The organism is Brevundimonas sp. Root1423, from assembly GCF_001426805.1.
This window is the reverse complement of the sequence record NZ_LMFL01000012.1, coordinates 591,002-608,803: the sequence shown is the minus strand read 5'-3', so window position 1 is coordinate 608,803 and position 17,802 is coordinate 591,002. Positions and strand designations below refer to the sequence as shown.

The 17,802-nt window shown below is 69.3% G+C and carries 16 protein-coding genes and 1 pseudogene; 7 read left to right on the top strand and 10 right to left on the bottom strand.

Translation table 11 applies throughout. The features are described from left to right. Nucleotides 1-137 precede the first annotated feature (137 nt). On the top strand, nt 138-515 hold the full coding sequence (locus tag ASD25_RS10330) for a helix-turn-helix domain-containing protein (RefSeq protein WP_056617048.1): 378 nt from the start codon (nt 138-140) through the stop codon (nt 513-515). Between the two features lie 44 nt (nt 516-559). Beyond that, nucleotides 560-1,345, top strand: coding sequence for a histidinol-phosphatase (gene hisN, locus ASD25_RS10325; protein ID WP_056617045.1), 786 nt, complete (start codon nt 560-562; stop codon nt 1,343-1,345). Here hisN and ASD25_RS10320 read toward each other — a convergent pair. The 3 genes from ASD25_RS10320 to ASD25_RS10310 form a co-directional block, all read right to left on the bottom strand. Further along, on the bottom strand, nt 1,342-2,382 hold the full coding sequence (locus tag ASD25_RS10320) for an alpha/beta fold hydrolase (protein ID WP_082572329.1): 1,041 nt from the start codon (nt 2,380-2,382) through the stop codon (nt 1,342-1,344). The two genes, hisN and ASD25_RS10320, sit on opposite strands and share 4 nt — an antisense overlap. Next, a complete protein-coding gene (locus ASD25_RS10315; protein WP_056617042.1) occupies nt 2,379-3,233 on the bottom strand; it encodes a class I SAM-dependent methyltransferase in 855 nt (284 codons plus the stop codon). Before ASD25_RS10315 ends, ASD25_RS10320 begins: the two co-directional genes overlap by 4 nt. Nucleotides 3,234-3,340: 107 nt before the next feature. Further along, entirely contained in the window at nt 3,341-4,168 is an 828-nt protein-coding gene (locus tag ASD25_RS10310; protein ID WP_056617038.1) for a class I SAM-dependent methyltransferase, read from the bottom strand. A gap of 270 nt (nt 4,169-4,438) precedes the next feature. On the opposite strand from ASD25_RS10310, the gene ASD25_RS10305 reads away from it, so the two are divergent. Beyond that, nucleotides 4,439-4,906, top strand: coding sequence for an Hsp20 family protein (locus ASD25_RS10305; protein ID WP_056617036.1), 468 nt, complete (start codon nt 4,439-4,441; stop codon nt 4,904-4,906). A 51-nt stretch (nt 4,907-4,957) separates the two neighbouring features. Here the strand turns inward: ASD25_RS10305 and ASD25_RS10300 are convergent, their stop codons facing one another. The 3 genes from ASD25_RS10300 to gpmA all read right to left on the bottom strand — a co-directional run bounded on the left by ASD25_RS10300 (nt 4,958) and on the right by gpmA (nt 7,680). Beyond that, a complete protein-coding gene (locus tag ASD25_RS10300) occupies nt 4,958-6,235 on the bottom strand; it encodes a pentapeptide repeat-containing protein (protein WP_056617034.1) in 1,278 nt (425 codons plus the stop codon). Between the two features lie 93 nt (nt 6,236-6,328). Then, nucleotides 6,329-6,967, bottom strand: a complete 639-nt coding sequence (ribD, locus tag ASD25_RS10295; protein WP_056617032.1) for a bifunctional diaminohydroxyphosphoribosylaminopyrimidine deaminase/5-amino-6-(5-phosphoribosylamino)uracil reductase RibD — start codon at nt 6,965-6,967, stop codon at nt 6,329-6,331. Continuing rightward, the gene (gene gpmA, locus ASD25_RS10290) at nt 6,964-7,680 is read right to left on the bottom strand and encodes a 2,3-diphosphoglycerate-dependent phosphoglycerate mutase (RefSeq protein WP_056617030.1); all 717 of its coding nucleotides are present in this window, start codon (nt 7,678-7,680) and stop codon (nt 6,964-6,966) included. The genes ribD and gpmA overlap by 4 nt, the downstream gene beginning before the upstream one ends. Nucleotides 7,681-7,881: 201 nt before the next feature. Between gpmA and ASD25_RS10285 the strand changes: the two genes are divergently transcribed. Continuing rightward, the gene (locus tag ASD25_RS10285; RefSeq protein ID WP_056617027.1) at nt 7,882-9,381 is read left to right on the top strand and encodes a phosphomannomutase/phosphoglucomutase; all 1,500 of its coding nucleotides are present in this window, start codon (nt 7,882-7,884) and stop codon (nt 9,379-9,381) included. A 182-nt stretch (nt 9,382-9,563) separates the two neighbouring features. Here ASD25_RS10285 and ASD25_RS10280 read toward each other — a convergent pair. Beyond that, a pseudogene (locus ASD25_RS10280) lies at nt 9,564-9,984 on the bottom strand (response regulator). A gap of 71 nt (nt 9,985-10,055) precedes the next feature. Beyond that, nucleotides 10,056-11,528 (bottom strand): ActS/PrrB/RegB family redox-sensitive histidine kinase, encoded by a 1,473-nt coding sequence (locus tag ASD25_RS10275; RefSeq protein WP_235562693.1) that lies wholly within the window; start codon nt 11,526-11,528, stop codon nt 10,056-10,058. A 53-nt stretch (nt 11,529-11,581) separates the two neighbouring features. Here ASD25_RS10275 and ASD25_RS10270 point away from each other — a divergent pair, with 53 nt between their 5' ends. The 3 genes from ASD25_RS10270 (at nt 11,582) to ASD25_RS10260 (ending at nt 14,292) form a co-directional block, all read left to right on the top strand. Continuing rightward, the gene (locus ASD25_RS10270; protein WP_056617024.1) at nt 11,582-12,202 is read left to right on the top strand and encodes an SCO family protein; all 621 of its coding nucleotides are present in this window, start codon (nt 11,582-11,584) and stop codon (nt 12,200-12,202) included. 118 nt (nt 12,203-12,320) lie between these two features. Then, nucleotides 12,321-13,601, top strand: coding sequence for a polyhydroxyalkanoate depolymerase (locus ASD25_RS10265; RefSeq protein WP_056617022.1), 1,281 nt, complete (start codon nt 12,321-12,323; stop codon nt 13,599-13,601). Next, a complete protein-coding gene (locus tag ASD25_RS10260; RefSeq protein ID WP_056617019.1) occupies nt 13,567-14,292 on the top strand; it encodes a M48 family metallopeptidase in 726 nt (241 codons plus the stop codon). The genes ASD25_RS10265 and ASD25_RS10260 overlap by 35 nt, the downstream gene beginning before the upstream one ends. Before the next feature lie 184 nt (nt 14,293-14,476). On the opposite strand, the gene ASD25_RS10255 is transcribed toward ASD25_RS10260, so the two are convergent. Then, nucleotides 14,477-16,582: a transglycosylase domain-containing protein gene (locus tag ASD25_RS10255; RefSeq protein ID WP_056617016.1), complete on the bottom strand. Its 2,106-nt coding sequence runs from the start codon at nt 16,580-16,582 to the stop codon at nt 14,477-14,479. A gap of 117 nt (nt 16,583-16,699) precedes the next feature. Then, nucleotides 16,700-17,653: an alpha/beta fold hydrolase gene (locus tag ASD25_RS10250; RefSeq protein WP_056617014.1), complete on the bottom strand. Its 954-nt coding sequence runs from the start codon at nt 17,651-17,653 to the stop codon at nt 16,700-16,702. Nucleotides 17,654-17,802 lie beyond the last annotated feature (149 nt).

Here is a 17,802-nt window from a genome sequence, read left to right as displayed (position 1 = left end):
GAGACGCCGTCGCCGGTCAAGGCGGCGCGGACGGCGGGGCCGATCTTGCCGAAGCCGACGAGCGCGGCATGGGGCTTGCCGCGTGAGGGGCGAGCCGTCCCGCTTCGGGACAGCCTGCCAATACGGGGAATAGGGCCATGGCCACCGACATCGACCTGCACTTGGGACGCCGCCTGCGCCGCCGCCGGCGCCTGCTGGGCCTGACGCAACAACAGCTGGCCAACCAGGTCGGCATCCGCTTCCAGCAGATCCAGAAATACGAATGCGGCGCCAACCGCATCTCGGCCGCCCGCCTGTGGCAGCTGGCCGAGGCGCTGGAATCGCCGGTCAGCTATTTCTACGACGGTCTGGAAGAGGCCATCGAACGCCGCGAGGCCGCCAGCCAGGGCGGAGAGATGTTTTCGCGCAAGGAAACGCTCGACCTGATCCAGGCCTACTACCAGCTGGACGAGAAGCCGCGCCGGCGCCTGCTGGACCTGGCCAAGTCGCTGCACGTCGAGGCTGACGCGGCCTGATTCATCCGGTGACATGAGGGCGGGGCTTCAGTATCCCGCCTGTCATGACCGAGTTTGAACTGTTCGCCATCGACCTGGCCCGCGAGGCCGCGCGTGTGTCCCTGCCGTATTTCCGGGGTGCGTATGAAGAGGCGGACAAGGGGGGACCGGGGGCGTTCGACCCCGTGACCCAGGCCGACCGCGAGGCTGAGGCGGCGATCCGTAAGCTGATCGCGGCCCGCTATCCCGACCATGGCGTGATCGGGGAGGAGTATGGCGAGGACCGGCCGGACGCCGACCACGTCTGGATTCTGGACCCCATCGACGGCACCCGCGCCTTCATCGCCGGCCTGCCGCTGTGGACCAATCTGATCGCCCTCAGGACCGGGGGGCGCCCGACCGTCGGAGTGATCGGCCAGCCGTATCTGGACGAGATCTTCCTCGGCGGGCCGTCCGGCGCGCGTTTGCTGAAGGGCGGGGCGGAGACAGCGCTGGGCGTCCGGCGCTGCGTCAGCCTGAACGACGCCGTCATCGCCACCACCGATCCGGATCTGTTCAACGGCGCGGAGCTGGGCGCGTGGACGCAGGTCCGGGCGGCCGCGCGGCTGGCCCGGCTGGGGTGCGACGCCTATGCCTACGCCATGTTGGCGGCCGGACGGATCGATCTGGTCGCAGAAAGCGCGCTGAAGGTCTGGGACTGGTCGGCGCTGGTCCCGGTGATCGAGGCGGCCGGCGGCGCGGTCAGCAACTGGCGCGGCGAGGCGCCGGATGGGTCCGGGCAAATTCTGGCCGTCGGGGATGTGGCCATCCGCGAGCAGGCGCTGGTGACCTTGAGGCGGGCGGCGGCCTAGGCCGCTTCGGTCGGTTCGGCGACCGGCTCGCTGACCGGCAGGGGCGAGAGATCCTCGACCGGCGAGACATAGGCGGCCATGGCGTCGAATTCCTCGAGGAAGACCGCGCGCAGTTCGTCGGTCTCCATGATGACCTCGTGCTTCGAGCCCGGGACCTCGACATAGCGGCCGCGGCCCAGCCGTTTGGCGGCCCATTTGCTGGTCTGTTTCCAGACGCGGTCGTCCTCGCCGGCCTGGACGATGGCGACAGGGATTTGCACGGCCTTCAACGCCTTGGGCTTGAGGGCACGTTCGCCGGCGTCGAGACCGACGGCCAGCCAGCCCCAGGTCACGCCGCCGACCGCCAGATGCGGGCAGGCGTAGAGCTGTTGCCGCCACTGTTCGTAGCGGCTCTCGTCGGACGTCAGGGCGTCCTTTTCGAAGGTGTGGTCGAAGGGATCGTCGGCGTCGTCCAGCACATAGTCGCCCGCCTTGCCGTGACGCAGGTTCCAGCGGACGGCCAGCTTGACCGACCACATCGACCGCTTGCCGGTCCTGATGCGCAGCATGGGGCTGGACAGGATGGCGCCCGAGAAGCGGGTCTCGCCGCCCTCCAGCGTCATCAGGTTGAGGACGCCGCCCATGGAGTGGCCGACCATGACCCAAGGCTTGGGCGCGCGGCTTTCCCACGCGTCCATCAGCCGGGCGTAGTCGTCGAGGAACTCCTCGACCGCCCGGGCGTGGCCCTTGAGGCGATCAGGCAGCAGGCGGGCCGACAGGCCCTGTCCGCGCCAGTCGTGGGCGAGGACGCACCATCCGCGGGCGAGGAAATTGCCGATGACCTCGTAGTATTTCTCGATCGGTTCGGTGCGGCCCGGGCTGAGCACCACCGTGCCGCGCGGCTTTTTGGCGACGAGGGCCGAGGGCGTCCAGAAGGCGGCGCGCAGGCGCAGGCCGCCGGCGCCGCGGAACCACTCGCCGACCCCGCCCGGAGGCGCGGAGGCGCCCGGAACCCCCATCAGGGGCGCGTTGGCGGCGTAGGCGACGGCTCGGTTCACTCTGGCTTCCTGAATCTCAAGGTCATGCGGTCACTCTCCCCGATCCGGTCATACTTCGACCGGTCGAAGGCGGGGTTCGGCGGCGAACCGCGGGCAGCGGTCAACGACGAGGGCGGCAGGGTCTCGACCCCGAACGGATGATCCTTGGTATCCCTTTCATTCGCGTTGATTTCCGACGCGGCGACGAAGGCGAAGCCCGCTTCCGCCGCTTCCTCAGGGCCGAGGCGGTGCTGTTCGACGCCGAGGACGCCGCCCGGACGCAGGGCGGCCCAGGCGTCGGCGAAGGCCTTTTCGGCGATGCCGGCGGCCATCCAGGCGTGGATGTTGCGCATGAACAGGACCATGTCGGCCGTGCCGGCGGCGGTGACCGGGCCCGAGGTGGGACCGAAGGCGCTGAGCTCGATCTCACCGTAGAGGCGTTCGTCGGTGGTGAAACGCTGCTGGAAGGCGGCGGCCAGCTGGACCTGCGACGGGTCGGCGCCCGGGCCGGTCTGGAAGCCGGCGGCGACGTATTTGCCCGCGCCCTCGGCGAGGTAGGGGGCCAGAATCTCGGTGTACCAGCCGCTGCCGGGCCAGAACTCGACCACCGTCATGCGCGGCTGAAGGCCGAAGAAGCGCAGGGTTTCCATGGGATGGCGGGCGGCGTCGCGGGCCTTGTCCTGGGCGCGCCACGGGCCGGCGACGGCCCATTCCAGCGAACCCTTGGGCGGGCCGTCAGGGGTGGCGGGCGGTTCGGCGGTCTTTTCCTCGCGGCCGCAGCCGGCCAGACCGGCGACAGCGAGAACGGCGACGCCGGACAGCAGGCCGCGACGCGACATCTGGCCTTGGCGGCGTTCGACGGATTCAGCCATGCACGTTCCCCGCAGAGCAGTCCTGTCCGATCAGGATCCGCCCCGGCAAGCAGGGCTTAACCGTGTTCCTCCAGCCCGTCAAAATGCTTGCACACATGACCTGTGGGTCACGCAGGCTTGCGGAATCGCAGGGTCATGCGGTCGCTTTCGCCGATCGCGTCATACTCGGCGCGTTCGGCCTCGGTCAGGGGCGTCGCGCGGTCGTTGGCGTTGCCCTCGCGCGGCGCGCTGGTGCGGACCGGCGGCAGGGTCCAGACGCCGTACGGATGGTCGCGGTCGTCCTTCGGATTGGCGTTCAGTTCGCTGCGCCCGTCCAGCACGAAGCCGGCGGCCTGGGCGGCGTGAATGACATAGCTTTCAGAGACATAGCCGAAGGGTGCGGTGGCGTCGGCGTTCAGGCCCTCGGCGCCGCGATGCTGTTCGATGGCCAGAATCCCGCCGGGCTTCAGAGCCTTGAAAAAGGCCTGCATATAGGGGGCGGTGCGGTCGGAGCGGTGCCAGTTATGCAAGGCGCGGGCGACGACGACCATGTCCGCCGTTCCATCCGCCACGCCCATGCTCTCGACCGGGCGATTGACCGCAACATAGGTCCCGCCGGTCGCCGCCGCGTAGGGCTCGAGGATGTTGCGCCACCAGCCCGCGCGGCCGGGCTCGATCTCTACAACGGTGGACCCCGGCGTCAGGCCCCAGAAGGTCAGGGTCTCGAACGGATGGCGATAGACGTCGCGGGCCACATCGGCGGCCGGGCGGGTGTCCGAGCCGACGGCGGCCTGGAGGGCGGCGTCCTCCTGCAGGACCGGAGGCGTCATGGCCGCGCGGCGCACGGTGCGCTGGGCCGCCGTCTCGTTCAGGGCCGGGAGCGCCGGCAGGGTCTGCGCCGCGGCGATCGACGGCAGGGCGAGGGCGGCGGTCACAGCGAGGGCCAGCAGGCGCATGAAGGGTCTCCGGAAAAGGTGCGGGCGAACCCTACGGCCTGTGGGCGCGGGGGCAAGCCTTGCCGGTCGCAGGGCGACAGATGGGCGCGGTCTTGAGGTGGCCTTGACGGAGCGCGAAGGCTTCCCACATCGGATGCGAGGCCGCCGACTCCGGGGCCTCCAGACCGGACGGGGCCGAGCATTCGGACCGTCAGGGCTGAACTCCCACCGCCGCTCCGGGCCAAAAACGCTGGAGCGGTTCAACCTTGCTGATCCTCAGGAGGATGACTGATGCGTACCTATGATTTCACCCCGCTGTACCGCTCCGCCGTCGGCTTCGACCGTCTGGCGGGCCTGCTGGAAAGCGCCGCGCGCTCCAGCCAGGAAAACGGCTGGCCGCCCTACAACATCGAGACGACCGGCGAGAACGCCTATCGCATCGAGATCGCGGTCGCCGGCTTCAAGCCCGACGAACTGACCCTTGAGGTCAAGGAGAACCTGCTGACCGTGACCGGCCGCAAGACCGCGAACGACGATGCGGGCGCCGAGCGCACCTATCTGCATCGCGGCCTGGCCGAGCGCGACTTCGAGCGCCGCTTCCAGCTGGCCGACTATGTGGTGGTCAAGACGGCGGACCTGAACAACGGTCTGCTGTCCATCGAACTGGTCCGCGAACTGCCGGAGGCGCTGAAGCCCCGCCGGATCGAGATCGGCGGCGGTTCGAAGCTGATCGAAGGCAAGAAGGCCAAGGCGGCCTGAGCCGCCGCACAGGCTGAATGAGAAGGGGCGGCTTCCGGGCCGCCCCTTTTTTCATGCGTCGGGCGCGGGCGCCGGCTCCATGCCGCGAACGCCGACGACGACGGCGTCTGTCAGATCGGTCTGGGCCATGACGGCGCCATGCAGGCTGGCCCGGCTGAGATCGGCTCCGTTCAGGACGGCGCGATTCAGATCGGCGCCGGACAGGTCCGCGCCGCGCAGGCAGGCGCCCGTCAGGTCGGCGGGCAACAGCCGGTCGGCGGCGATCATCAGCGGGCCCAGTTTGGCGCCGCGAAGGTCCGCACCGTTCAGCCGCGCCCGCGCCAGCCGCGCGCCGCGCAGGTCCGCGCCCTTGAGATTGACCGAGCGCAGGTCGGCCTCCTCGAGGTGGGCGCCCTGAAGCTGCACCCCCTCCATGTCGAGGCCGTAGAAGACGGCGCCCTTGGCCGACAGGGCGGTCAGGTTGTAGCCGTGGATCGAGCGAAGGGCCCGCAGGTCGACACCGTCGAAGACCGAGGGACGGCCCTGTACGCCGCCCGTCTCGCACCACCGCGCGTGCTCGGCCAGCATCTCGGCGGCGGGCATCTTGCCCACGGGCGCCCCGGAGGACCGATCGTCGGTGAGCGCGCCTGTCATATTGGCCCCGTCGGTCCGCCACATGGCCATCTTGACCCCGACCAGCACGGCGTCGCGCATGTCCGCGCCCGACAGGTCGGCCCCTGAAAGGTCCGCGCCCGCGAGATCGGCGCCGCGGAAGCTGGCCTGTTTCAGGTTGGCCCGGACGAGCTTGCAGTCCTTCATGATGGCGTCGGTGAAGTCGGCGGCGACGGCGACGACCCCCGTCAGCTTGGACCGCTGCAGATTGGCTCCGACCAGACAGGCGCCCTGGGCCAAGGTGTCCTGACGCGCCCGGGGCTCGACCACGCGGAAGCCGAGCTTGGAGTCGGCGGCGGCGATGGTGCCCTCGCGCAGGTCGGCCTCGAACAGGTCGGCGCCCGAGAGGTCGGCGCCGCGCAGGGAGGCGCCGCGCAGATCGGCCCGCCGCATGCTGGCGTCGACGAGGATGCAGTCCTGCATGTCCGCGCCGAAGAAGGTGGCGTTGTCGAGCTTGGCCCCGGTCAGGTCGGTCCCTTGCATCCAGGCGGCGGCGAAGTCCGCGTCCGCCAGATTACGGCCGACGAGACTCAGGCCGGAGAGATCCATCCAGGCGAATACGGCGCGGGCCCCGCCCGGCTTGGCCTGCCACAGGCGGTCATGGCGCGCACAGATGGCGTCCAGTTCGGCCTGGTCTATGCGCCTTCTGGCGCTGGGGGAGGCGGGGGCAGACGACATGATCCCGTTCTGGCACAGCGGCGCTTAAGGAAGGCTGAAATGGTTACCGGCAGAGCCGTGTTCCGCCGTACAAAATTCCGACCGGCTGGCCGGTCAGGCCGTAAGCAGTCCCTGGGCCTGAAGCGCGTCGGCCAATTCGCCCGGACTGACCCAGACGCGGGTGTAGCCGGCCTCGCCAAGACGCTGGAGCTCCGTCGTCAGGTCGGCCTTGGCCGAGGCGGCGAAGCGGGCGTCATAGCCCACGCCGTCCTCGCTGATGCGGACCATCGGCCGGCCCGTCTCGACCCGGTGCAGATAGCCCTCGTAGAGAACCGCCGCCTCCTGGGCCAGCAGGCCGGTCTCAACATCCAGCCCGGCCTTCCTGAGCCGCTCGACGCCGCGGCCGGCGGCGAAGGGCGAGGGATCGACGGCGGCGACGACGACGCGGCTGACGCCGGCGTCCATCAGGAAGTTCGAGCAGGAGGTGCGGCCCGAGGAGCGGGCGCCGCAGGGCTCCATGGTGACATAGGCGGTGGCGCCGCGCGCCTTGGCTCCGGCGGCGGGAACGGCCTGTTCCTCGGCGTGGGGGCGACCGCCCGGCGCGGTGACGGCCTCGGATACGACTTCACCGTCGTTGACGATGACGCAGCCCACCGAAGGATTGGGCCAGGTCTGGCCCATGCCGGCCTTGGCCAGGGCGATGGCCCGCCCCATGAAGCGGATGTCGTCGGAGGTCTGCTGCGCGGTGGTCATTCGCTCACCTTCGGCAAGTCGGTCGCCCGGGCGGCGTCCAGGTAGCGGGCGGCGACGGGCTTGAGGTTCGCGTCCAGGTCGATCTCGAGCGGATTGCCGGTCGGAATCTCGACCTCGACGATCCGGTCGTCCGGCACGGAGAACAGATGTTTGACGATGGCGCGCAGGGAGTTGCCGTGGGCGGCGATCAGCACGTCGTCGCCGGCGCGCAGGCGCGGAGCGATGGCTTCGTCCCAATAGGGCAGGACGCGGTCGAGGGTGGTCTTCAGGCTCTCCGTGTCCGGGATGGCCTGGCCGGTGTAGCGGGCGTCGGCGCTGAAATCCCATTCGCCGCCGGGAGCCAGCGGGGGCGGGGGAATGTCGTAGCTGCGGCGCCAGATCTTCACCTGGGCGTCGCCGTGCAGGGCGGCGGTCTCGGCCTTGTCCAGACCGGTCAGGCCGCCGTAGTGGCGCTCGTTCAGACGCCAGTCCTCGACGACGGGAACGTCTTTCAGTCCTGCGGAGTCCAGCGCCAGTGCGCCGGTGCGTTTCGCCCGCGTCAGCACCGAGGTGAACATGACGGCGGGATGGAAGCCCGCGTCCCGGATCAGCTCGCCGCCGCGGCGCGCCTGCGCCTCGCCCTCGGCCGTCAGGTCGACGTCGACCCAGCCGGTGAACCGGTTCTCGAGGTTCCACTGGCTCTGGCCATGGCGCAGCAGGATCAGGCGAGGCATTCACGTCTCCGAACAGTCCTGCGGGCGTAGGACCGGCGGCGACGTGGGTCAAGCCGACGGGTCGCCCCCCTGCTGTGGTCCTCCCGGCGAAGGCCGGGATGACGGCAAGGGGAAGCATTGCAGCCAAGGACCGGAGGCGGCGTTGTTGTGAGCCCGGAGCCGCCTGCTATACCGGGCGCCGCTCTCCAACAGGACCCGACCATGATCAAGCCCCGCCAGGACCTTCGCCCCAATACGGCCGACTATGAGACCGTGCCGTTGGTGAAGCCGACGGGGTTCCGCGAATACGACGCGCGCTGGATTCTGGAGAAGGAGATCAATCTGCTGGGCATCCAGGCGCTGGGCCTCGGACTTGCGACCTATGTCCATGAGATTGGCCAGACGCCCCGCATCGTGGTCGGCCACGACTACCGCTCCTATTCCCTGTCGGTGAAACAGGCGCTGACGCTGGGCCTGCTGGAAGGCGGGATGGAGGTGCTGGACATCGGTCTGGCGCTGTCACCCACCGCCTATTTCGCCCAGTTCGAACTGGACGCGCCCTGCGTGGCCATGGTCACCGCCAGCCACAATGAGAACGGCTGGACCGGCGTGAAGATGGGCGCCCAGCCGCCCCTGACCTTTGGCCCCGACGAGATCGGGCGACTGAAGGACATCGTGCTGAACGGCGAGGGCGTCAGCCGCAGGGGCGGGTCGCTGACCCGGGTCGGGGGTTTCCGCGAGGCCTATCTGGCCGACATCGTCTCCAAGGTGAAACTGACCCGGCCGATCAAGGTCGTGGCCGCCTGCGGCAACGGCACGGCGGGCGCCTTCGCCCCCGAGGCCCTGCGCCGGATGGGGGCGGAAGTGATCGAGATGGACACCGAGCTGGACTACACCTTCCCCAAATACAATCCGAACCCGGAAGATCACGCCATGCTGATGCAGATGGCGGCGAAGGTGCGCGAGACGGGGGCCGACCTGGCCCTGGGCTTCGACGGCGACGGCGACCGCTGCGGCGTGGTGGACGACACGGGCGAGGAGATCTTCGCGGACAAGATCGGCCTGATGCTGGGCCGCGACCTGAGCGCCCTTCACCCCAACGCCACCTTCGTCGTCGATGTGAAGTCGACCGGCCTGTACAAGACCGACGAGGTCCTGAAGGCGAACGGGGCGACCACCGTCTACTGGAAGACGGGGCACAGCTATATCAAGCGCAAGACCGCCGAGCTGGGGGCGCTGGCCGGGTTCGAAAAGTCGGGCCACTTCTTCTTCAATGCGCCGCTGGGCCACGGCTATGACGACGGGATCGTTGCGGCGGGGGCCGTGCTGGCCATGCTGGACCGGAACCCGGGCAGGAAACTCAGCGAGCTGAAGGCCGCGCTGCCGGATGCGTGGACGTCGCTGACGATGAGCCCGCACTGCGACGACGAGCTGAAGTACGAGGTGCTGGAGCGGATCGTGGCCGAGTATCAGGCGCTCGCCGACGCTGGCGGATCCATTCTGGGCCGCAAGATCGTCGAGGCGATCACCGTCAACGGGGTGCGGGTGCACCTCGAGGACGGGTCATGGGTGCTGGTGCGGGCGTCCTCGAACAAGCCGGAGCTGGTGGTGGTCGTCGAGAGCATGCGCTCGGCCGACGACATGCGGGCGCTGTTCCACGACGAGGTGAAGCCGCGGCTAGCGAAATACGCCGAGGTCGGGGCGTATAATCAGGAGATCTGAGGCAGTTCAGCCACCGTCATCCCGGCGAAGGCCAGGATGACGGCGGCGCGTGAGCGCGAAACTGTCGGGAGCGCAGGCGTCGGCTGAAGTGACGGCTACGCGGTCGACCGCCGGTGTTTCGCCGCCGTCGCGGCGCCGCTGGGTCCCGGCCTTCGCCGGGATGACGACAATGTTGGTGCGGGTTAGCGCGGCGCGCGCTTGGCCAGGATCCGCTGCAGCGTCCGCCGGTGCATCCCCAGTCTCCGCGCCGTCTCTGAGACATTGTGGTCGCACAGCTCGTAGACGCGCTGGATATGTTCCCAGCGGACGCGGTCAGCGCTCATGGGGTTGTCGGGGGGCTCGGGGGCCTCGCCGGTTGAGAGCAGGGCCTTGACCACGTCGTCGGCGTCGGCGGGCTTCTGCAGATAGTCGACGGCGCCGGCCTTGACCGCCGCCACGGCGGTGGCGATGGCGCCGTAGCCGGTCAGCATGACGATGCGGGCGTCCTCGCGCCGGTCGCGGATGGCCTCGACGATCCAGACGGGTGCGCAGGGCGTTGTCGTCGTCGAGAACCAGCAGGGTCTTGTCGGCGAGGGCGGCGATACGGTCTTCGGCTTCGGACATCTTGCGTCTCCTGCAGGCTCAAGTCGGTAACGGCGCGGCTGCGGTCAAGGTTCAGGGGCGGGGGTGCGACATCACGACGAGACCTCGAGCGCGGGGCGGGACCAGCGCACGGCCACGCGGGCGCCCTTCGGCTGGCCTTTTCCGCCGTCCCCTGCCCCGACAAAGACCTTGCCGCCCGTGCGTTCCAGCAGGGTGCGGGCGATGAAGAAGCCCAGACCCATGCCGCCCTGACTGGGGGCGATAGCCTCGGGCTCGGGCGCGGGGACGCCCTTTTTCGTCTTCCGGCCCGGCGTGGCGGCGGCGACGGAGGCGGCGATCTGGGCGGCGAGGGCCCGGCGCGCCTTGCCCTGCGGGCGGCTGGTCACATAGGGCTCGCCAAGGCGGGGCAGGATGTCGGCGGGGAAGCCGGGGCCGTCGTCGACCACCTCGATCTCGATGAAACCGGCGTCGACGACGGCGCGGACCCGGACCTTCGAGGCGGCGAAGTCGGCGGCGTTCTCGACCAGGGTCGACAGGCCGTGGATGACCTCGGGCAGGCGTCGGACGCGGGGCGCGGGCTCGCCGGATGCGGTGCGGACCTCGACGGCGAAGGCCAGGTCGAAGCCGCGGTGGGGCTCGATCACCTCTTCCAGCAGAGCCTTGAGGCCGACCACGGCGAAGGCGGCGTCGCCCTCTTCCGGCTGCTGGGACAGGCGTTTGAGGATGTCGCGGCAGCGTTCGGCCTGCTGCAGGATCAGGGCGGCGTCCTCGGCGGCGGCGCCGTCCTTGGCCGAGGCGCGGAGAAGTTCCTTGGCCACGACCTGAATGGTGGCGAGCGGGGTGCCAAGTTCGTGGGCGGCGGCGGCGGCGAGACCGCCCAGCGCGGCCAGCCGCTGTTCGCGCTGGAGTACGTCCTGGGTGGTGGCGAGCGCCAGCTCCAGCTTCTCGGCGTCGGCGGCGACGCGCCACGCATAGCCCGAGGTGAAGATCACGCCTGTGAACAGGGCCAGGCCGACCCCGAAACGGTAGAGGGGCGGAAGATTGATCTCGGTCCCCGCCTGCCAGGGCAGGGGCAGGGAGAAGAAGAACAGGGTGGTGGTCGCGATCAGGACCAGAAGGCCCATCAGCGCCGCCTGACGCCCCGGCAGTGAGGCGGCGGCCACGGTCACGGGCGCGACCAGCAGCAGGCAGAAGGGGTTTTGCAGTCCGCCGGTCAGGGCCAGCAGGATGGACAGCTGCAGGATGTCGAAGCCGAGGTGCGCGGCGGTCATCCGGCCGTCGGGCAGGGAGCCGTCGACGCGCTTGAGCCGGGCGGTGGCGTTCAGGTTCATCGCCACGCTGGCGGCGATCACGGCCAGACAGGCCCACAGCGGCAGGTCGAAATGGAAATACAGGGTGGCGACGGCGACGGTGGCCGTCTGTCCGACGATGGCCATCCAGCGCAGGATGACAAGCGTGCGCAGGGACAGGCCCCGGCTGCGGCGCGGCATGTTGCGCCAGGCGGGGAAGGCGCCGGTTTCGTCGTTGGCCGGCTGCGGCGTGGAGGGCTCTTGGGACAGGCTCACGGGTCTTCTATAGACCGGTCGCGCGCGGGGTGCGCGTTTTCGAGGGGGCCGTGATGCCGCGCCGTTCCATCCTGCTGTTCGCCGGCGCCTGCATCGCCTTTGCGACCGCCATCGCCGTCTCGACCATCGTGGTGGTCAACCAGCGCGAGGGCGCGATCCCGCCGCTGGAGACCTCGACCGGCCAGCCGTCAGTCGGCGGGCCGTTCCAGCTGGTCAATCAGGAGGGCCAGCCGGTCGACCAGACGATGCTGGACGGGAAATGGTCGCTGGTCTTCTTCGGCTTCACCTACTGCCCCGACTTCTGCCCCACGACCCTGACGGCGCTGGAGGCGACAAAGCAGCAGATGGGGGCGAAGGCGAAGGACGTGCAGATAATCTTCGTCTCGGTCGATCCCGAGCGGGACACGCCGCAGGCGCTGAAGGACTATCTGTCCTCCGAAGGCTTCCCGCGGGGGGTCATCGGTCTGACGGGGTCGCAGGAGCAGGTGAAGGCGGCCGCCGACGCGTACCGCGCCTATTACCAGAAGGTCGGAGAGGCCGAGGGCTACACCATGAACCACTCGCTGACCGTCTATCTGATGGGGCCGGACGGGAAATTCCGCACCGCCCTCGCCCACGATCTGGGGCCGGAGCGGGCCGCGCAGCTGATCGAACGGACCATGGCGCGGGGCTGACTTTGCCCTTGCGCACAGGGCGGGAGACACGATCTGGGAATCATCGCTAATCTTTTTGCAGTGCGATGCGTTCTATGGTGCTCTGCCGCGTAACGGCGGGGGCCGTCTCAAGGATTCCATGCTCTATTCGCTTCACGAGCTCGCCTATCACTCGGCGACGCCGTTCCGGTTCGGGGCCCAGATGGCCCGTCAGTTCTGGAGTTCTCCGTTCAACCCGGCTTCGGACACGGCGATCGGCCGCACGGCCTTCGCCTCGGCCGAGCTGTTCGAGAGCGTGACGCGCCGGTACGGCAAGCCCGCCTGGGGTCTGGAGACCATCGACATCGGCGGCAAGGATGTCCGCACGACCGAACAGGTCATCTGGTCCTCGCCCTGGTGCAAGCTGGTGCGGTTCGCGCGACACATCGGCGATCTGAAGCGGGCGAAGAAGCCGACCACGGCGCCGGCGGTGCTGATCGTGGCCCCGCTGTCGGGCCACTACGCCACCCTGCTGCGCGGCACGGTCGAAGGCTTCCTGCAGGACCACGACGTCTATGTGACCGACTGGACCAACGCCCGTCAGGTGCCGATGCTGGAGGGGCGGTTCGACTTCTTCGACTATATCGACCACGTGCGGACCATGCTGGGCGTGATCGGCCCGCGCGCCCATGTGGTCGGCGTCTGCCAGCCGGGACCGCCGGTTCTCGCCGCCTGCGCCCTGATGGCCGAAGACAATGATCCGAACCGCCCGGCCTCGATGACCTTCATGGGTTCGCCGATCGACGCGCGCCTGTCGCCGACGGTGACCAACCAGCTGGCGGAGGAAAAGCCTTTCACCTGGTTCAAGTCGAACATGATCCACACCGTGCCCTGGCCCTATCCGGGCTTCGGGCGGCGGGTCTATCCGGGCTTCGTCCAGCTCTACAGCTTCATGTCGATGAACGAGGACAAGCACGTCGACGCCCACCGCCGCTATTTCGAGGATCTGGTCTCGGGCGACGGCGACGGCGCCCACAAGCACGAGGAATTCTACGACGAATACCTGTCGGTTCTGGATCTGTCGGAGGAGTTCTACCTCCAGACCATCGACATCGTCTTCCAGCAGCACCTGCTGCCGCGCGGCCTGCTGGAGCACCGCGGGCGCAAGGTCGATCTGACGAAGATCACGGACATCGGCCTGATGACGGTCGAGGGCGCGAAGGACGACATCTCGGGCGTCGGTCAGACCCAGGCGGCGCATACGCTGTGCACCAGCCTGCCGGACGATCTGCGCAAGCTGTACGTCCACCCTGAGGTCGGCCACTACGGCGTGTTCAACGGGCGCCGGTTCCGCGACGACATCTATCCGGCGGTGCGCGACTTCATCGCCAAAAATGAGGCCATTTGTGCAGTACCGGAACGGCCAGCGGCTGCCGCCTGAGAGCCCTGAACGGCTCGGCGTCGCCGCGAGGCTGTCGGTCAATCCGCGCGCGCGGCGGCTGTCGATCCGCATCGACGCGCGGGCCGGCGAGGCGGTGCTGATCGCCCCGTCCGAGCGCAAGCTGGCCGACGTCGTCGCCTTCGCCCGCACCAAGGCGTCCTGGATGCGCGAGCGTCTGGCCGAGCGGCCCGACAGCGCCCCGCTGGAGCCCGGCGCGGTTGTCCTGCTGTTCGGCGAACCGACGCGGCTTGAGGCGGCGGGCGGCGCGGGCGCGGCCCGGCTGATCGAGACGGCCGACGGGCCGGTCATCCAGTCCGGCGGCGAGGGCGAGGCCTTCGCCCGGCGCGTCGAGAATCTGTTCAAACGACTGGCGCGACAGGTGCTGGTCGAGCGCACCGACCACCATCTGCGGACCCTGGGCCAGCGCCCGGTGAAGGTGTCGATCGCCGACACCAGGTCCCGCTGGGGTTCCTGTAGCCCGCACAACCGGTCGATCCGCTACAGCTGGCGCGTGATCATGGCCCCGCCCGCGGTGGCGGACTATCTCGCCGCCCACGAGGTGGCGCATCTGGTCCATGCAGACCACAGCCCTGCCTATTGGTCGGTGGTGCAAAGGCTGGTGGGCGACCACCGGCCGTTCCGCAAATGGCTGCGCGACAACGGGCCCGCGCTGCACGCGGTGGGGCGCTGACCTCTCCTCCCCATGAGCATCGCGAATGGGGAGGTGGCTCGACGGCGCTAGCCGGCGAGACGGAGGGGGCGGCTCGGTGATCGGGGATTGGCGGAAGGCTGGCTGACCTCGGCGCCGCCCCCTCCGTCACGGCGCGAAGGTGCGCCGCGCCACCTCCCCACGATGTGGGGAGGAGACCGCTCACTCAGAAGAACAGCGGATCCGCCTTGCGCTCCGGCGGAGCCGCAGGCTCGGGCCGCTGGTCCGGCGTGTCGCGCTGGGGCTGGGGCGCGGTCGGGCGGACGACGGGCGGACCCGGTTCGGGGCGGCGCGGCTCCAGCGTGGGCTGGTCCTCGGGCGGGATGGTCTCGTCGGCGGGCGGGCTGTCGCCGAACAGGTCGCCGATCTCGCCCAGCAGGTTCTCCACCGGGCTGGGCGGCTGCCAGCCTTCGGGCATGGCCGGGCCGTTGGGGATGGCCGGGGCGTTCAGGCGCGGGAGGGCCGCCTCCATGAAGCCGCGCCAGATGGCCGCCGGAGACGAGCCGCCGGTGACGCCGCGCATCGGGGTGTTGTCGTCCTTGCCGACCCAGACGGCGGTGACGAAGCCGCCGGTGTAGCCGACGAACCATGCGTCCTTGTAGTCCGAGGTGGTGCCCGTCTTGCCCGCCACGTCACGGCCGGCGATGGCGGCGGACCGGCCGGTGCCGCTGGTCATGACGCCGCGCAGCATCTGGTTCTGGTAATAGAGGAAGGGGTTGGAAATGGCCTGCACCGAGCCGCCGTCGGCGCGGGCGGAGCGCTGGTAAATGACCCGGCCCTGCGGCGTGCGAATGCGGCTGATGCCATAGGCGCGGACGCGTTTGCCGCCGTTGGCGAAGGCGTCATAGGCCTGGGCCATCTCGAGCGCCGAGACCTCGACGGCGCCCAGGGCCATGGCGGGCTCAAGCCCGATGCGGCTGGTGATGCCGAGGCGGCGCGCGGTGCGGGCGACGTTGTCGCGGCCGATCTGGTCGGCGAGACCGGCGGCGACGGTGTTCACCGACTGGGCTACGGCGTTCGCCAGGCTCATCTCGCCGTTGAAGGTCCCGGAATAATTGCGCGGAGACCAGTTGCCGATGCGGATCGGGGCGTCGTTGACCCGGGTCTCGGGCGTGTAGCCGCTTTCCAGCGCGGTCAGATAGACGAAGGGCTTGAAGGCCGAACCGGCCTGACGGCGGGCGTCGACGGCGCGGTTGAACTGGCTGTCGGCGTAGGACTTGCCGCCGATCATGGCGCGGACCCGGCCCTCGCCGTCGAGAGCCACCAGCGCCGCCTGCTGCACGCCCTTGGAGCGGTCGCGCGTCAGGATGCGGTTCACCGAGCGTTCGGCCTGGGTCTGCAGGGTGAGGTCCATGGTCGTCTCGACGATCATGTCCTCGGTCGGTTCGCCAACCAGTTCGCGGATCTGCTTGTCCAGCCAGTCGATGAAGTACTGGGCGTGCTGGCTCGACAGGGTGCGCGACACGCGGACGGGAGAGGCCGCGGCCTGGGCGCGCTGTTCGGGGGTGATGACGCCGGCGTCGACCATTTCGTTCAGGACGACGGTGGCCCGGGTGCCGGCGCGCTCGCTCTCGGACACCGGCGAATAGCGCGACGGGGCCTTCAGCAGGCCGGCCAGCAGGGCAGCCTCGCCGACGGTCAGCTGTTTGGCGCTCTTGTCGAAATAGCGCTGCGAGGCGGCCTCGATGCCATAGGCGCCGGCGCCGAAGTAGACGCGGTTCAGATAGAGGGCGAGGATTTCGTCCTTGGAGAATTTCATCTCCAGCCAGACGGCCAGCATCAGCTCCTGGACCTTGCGCTTCATGTTCTGGTCCGGGGACAGGAACAGGTTCTTGGCCAGCTGCTGGGTCAGGGTCGAACCGCCCTGGACGACGCGGCCGGCGCGCATGTTGGCGGCCATGGCGCGGGTCATGCCGACGGGGTCGAAGCCGGGGTGGTGGTAGAAGCGGCGGTCCTCGATGGCGATGAAGGCGGCCGGGACGTAGTCCGGCAGGGCGTCGAGGTCGGCCGGCGGCGCCTGCTGGGTGCCACGCGTGGCGATCAGGGCGCCGTTGCGGTCCAGATAGGTGATCGAGGGCTGGCGATCGACATTGTAGAGGGTCGAGGTGTCGGGCAGGTCGCGGGCGAACACCGCGAAGAAGACCACGAGGAAGATCAGACCCCAGACGGCGAGGACGGCGGCCCAGTAGATCAGCCGCTGAATAGGCGTGCGCGCGGGCCGGGGACCGCCGGCATTGCCGCCGCGACCGAAGCTGAAGCCGGAACCCGCCATGAAAACCTCACCTGACCCTGACCGGTCCTAGCCGATCAGGCCGCGAACGGAAACGCCCCCGCTTCAGTCACAGGACTGTGAAGAGCGTTTCCGCCGAAACCATGACGCCTGAGACCTCTATTCTAAAAACGCGTTCACCTCGGCGGCGAATGCGGCGGGCTGGTCCAGCATGATGAAGTGGGCGCTGTCGTCGATCCGCTTGAGCTGCGCCGAGGGCAGGGTGGCGAACGAGGCGCGGTAGATGCCGTCGACCATGTCGTTGCTCATGCGCGGGTCGTTGAACTTGACGTAAAGCACAGTGGTCGGGGCGGTGATGCGGCCCAGCTCGGGACGCAGGTCGGTGACGATCAGCTCGCGGAAGGCCGAGGCCGAAACCTTCTGGTCGCTGGTCCGGCTGTCTTCCAGCGGGCCGGCGCGCAGGGCCTCGGTGTTGATCATGGCGACGATCTGCGCGTCCGCCTGCTGCTGGTACTGTTCGCGCGGCGACGTCGACATGCCGGTGTAGATCTGGTCCGCCATCGGGGTGACGCTTTCGGCCGTGGCGCCCGGGGTTCCGAACATGGCGCCCATGAAGGGGATCATGTCGACGACCATCAGCTTGCCGACGCTGTCGGGATGGCGGGCGGCCAGCATCATGCCGATGGTCCCGCCCATGGAATGGCCGATGACGGCGGGCTTGTTGAGGCCCTGTTCGGCGATGTAGCGGGCCAGGTCCTCGGCGACGGGCGCTGAGACAGGGCCCGTGGCGTTGTCCTCGGCGGGAGCGCCGGCGAACCCCTGGACGTGGATGCGGTGGACGCGATAGCGGCCCTTGAGCTGTTCCGTCAGCCCGTCCCAGACCTCGGGCGAGGACGACAGGCCCGGGATCAGGATGACGTCGCCGACCGGATGCTCGGGACCGTCGATGCGGACGTGGAAGCGGCCCGATTCGAAATCGGCGTGGGCATGGCCGTGGGCATGGCCCTGGGCGGCGGCCGCGGCCTGGTGGTGCTGGTGCTCCTGCGCCATCGCCGGCGCGGCGATCAGGCAGAGAACCCCGGCGAGGGCGGCGGCGGCGGTCATGGTCTTCATGGTCGGATCCCCGGAATGAGCGGGCGATGCGCCCGGTCCTGTTCCCTAGTCGCCGCAGAGGGCGCGAACGGATGCAGCCGGTCAAGCCGTCATCGCGGCAGCCCTGTTTATCGCATCTTCGACGCAAGTCCGTAGATGGACGCCGACGG

Coding starts and splice junctions, on each gene's coding strand:
- ASD25_RS10330 (WP_056617048.1), top strand. CDS start 138: ATGGCCACCGACATCGACCTGCACTTGGGACGCCGCCTGCGCCGCCGC.
- hisN (WP_056617045.1), top strand. CDS start 560: ATGACCGAGTTTGAACTGTTCGCCATCGACCTGGCCCGCGAGGCCGCG.
- ASD25_RS10315 (WP_056617042.1), bottom strand. CDS start 3,233: ATGGCTGAATCCGTCGAACGCCGCCAAGGCCAGATGTCGCGTCGCGGC.
- ASD25_RS10310 (WP_056617038.1), bottom strand. CDS start 4,168: ATGCGCCTGCTGGCCCTCGCTGTGACCGCCGCCCTCGCCCTGCCGTCG.
- ASD25_RS10305 (WP_056617036.1), top strand. CDS start 4,439: ATGCGTACCTATGATTTCACCCCGCTGTACCGCTCCGCCGTCGGCTTC.
- ASD25_RS10300 (WP_056617034.1), bottom strand. CDS start 6,235: ATGTCGTCTGCCCCCGCCTCCCCCAGCGCCAGAAGGCGCATAGACCAG.
- ribD (WP_056617032.1), bottom strand. CDS start 6,967: ATGACCACCGCGCAGCAGACCTCCGACGACATCCGCTTCATGGGGCGG.
- gpmA (WP_056617030.1), bottom strand. CDS start 7,680: ATGCCTCGCCTGATCCTGCTGCGCCATGGCCAGAGCCAGTGGAACCTC.
- ASD25_RS10285 (WP_056617027.1), top strand. CDS start 7,882: ATGATCAAGCCCCGCCAGGACCTTCGCCCCAATACGGCCGACTATGAG.
- ASD25_RS10270 (WP_056617024.1), top strand. CDS start 11,582: ATGCCGCGCCGTTCCATCCTGCTGTTCGCCGGCGCCTGCATCGCCTTT.
- ASD25_RS10265 (WP_056617022.1), top strand. CDS start 12,321: ATGCTCTATTCGCTTCACGAGCTCGCCTATCACTCGGCGACGCCGTTC.
- ASD25_RS10255 (WP_056617016.1), bottom strand. CDS start 16,582: ATGGCGGGTTCCGGCTTCAGCTTCGGTCGCGGCGGCAATGCCGGCGGT.
- ASD25_RS10250 (WP_056617014.1), bottom strand. CDS start 17,653: ATGAAGACCATGACCGCCGCCGCCGCCCTCGCCGGGGTTCTCTGCCTG.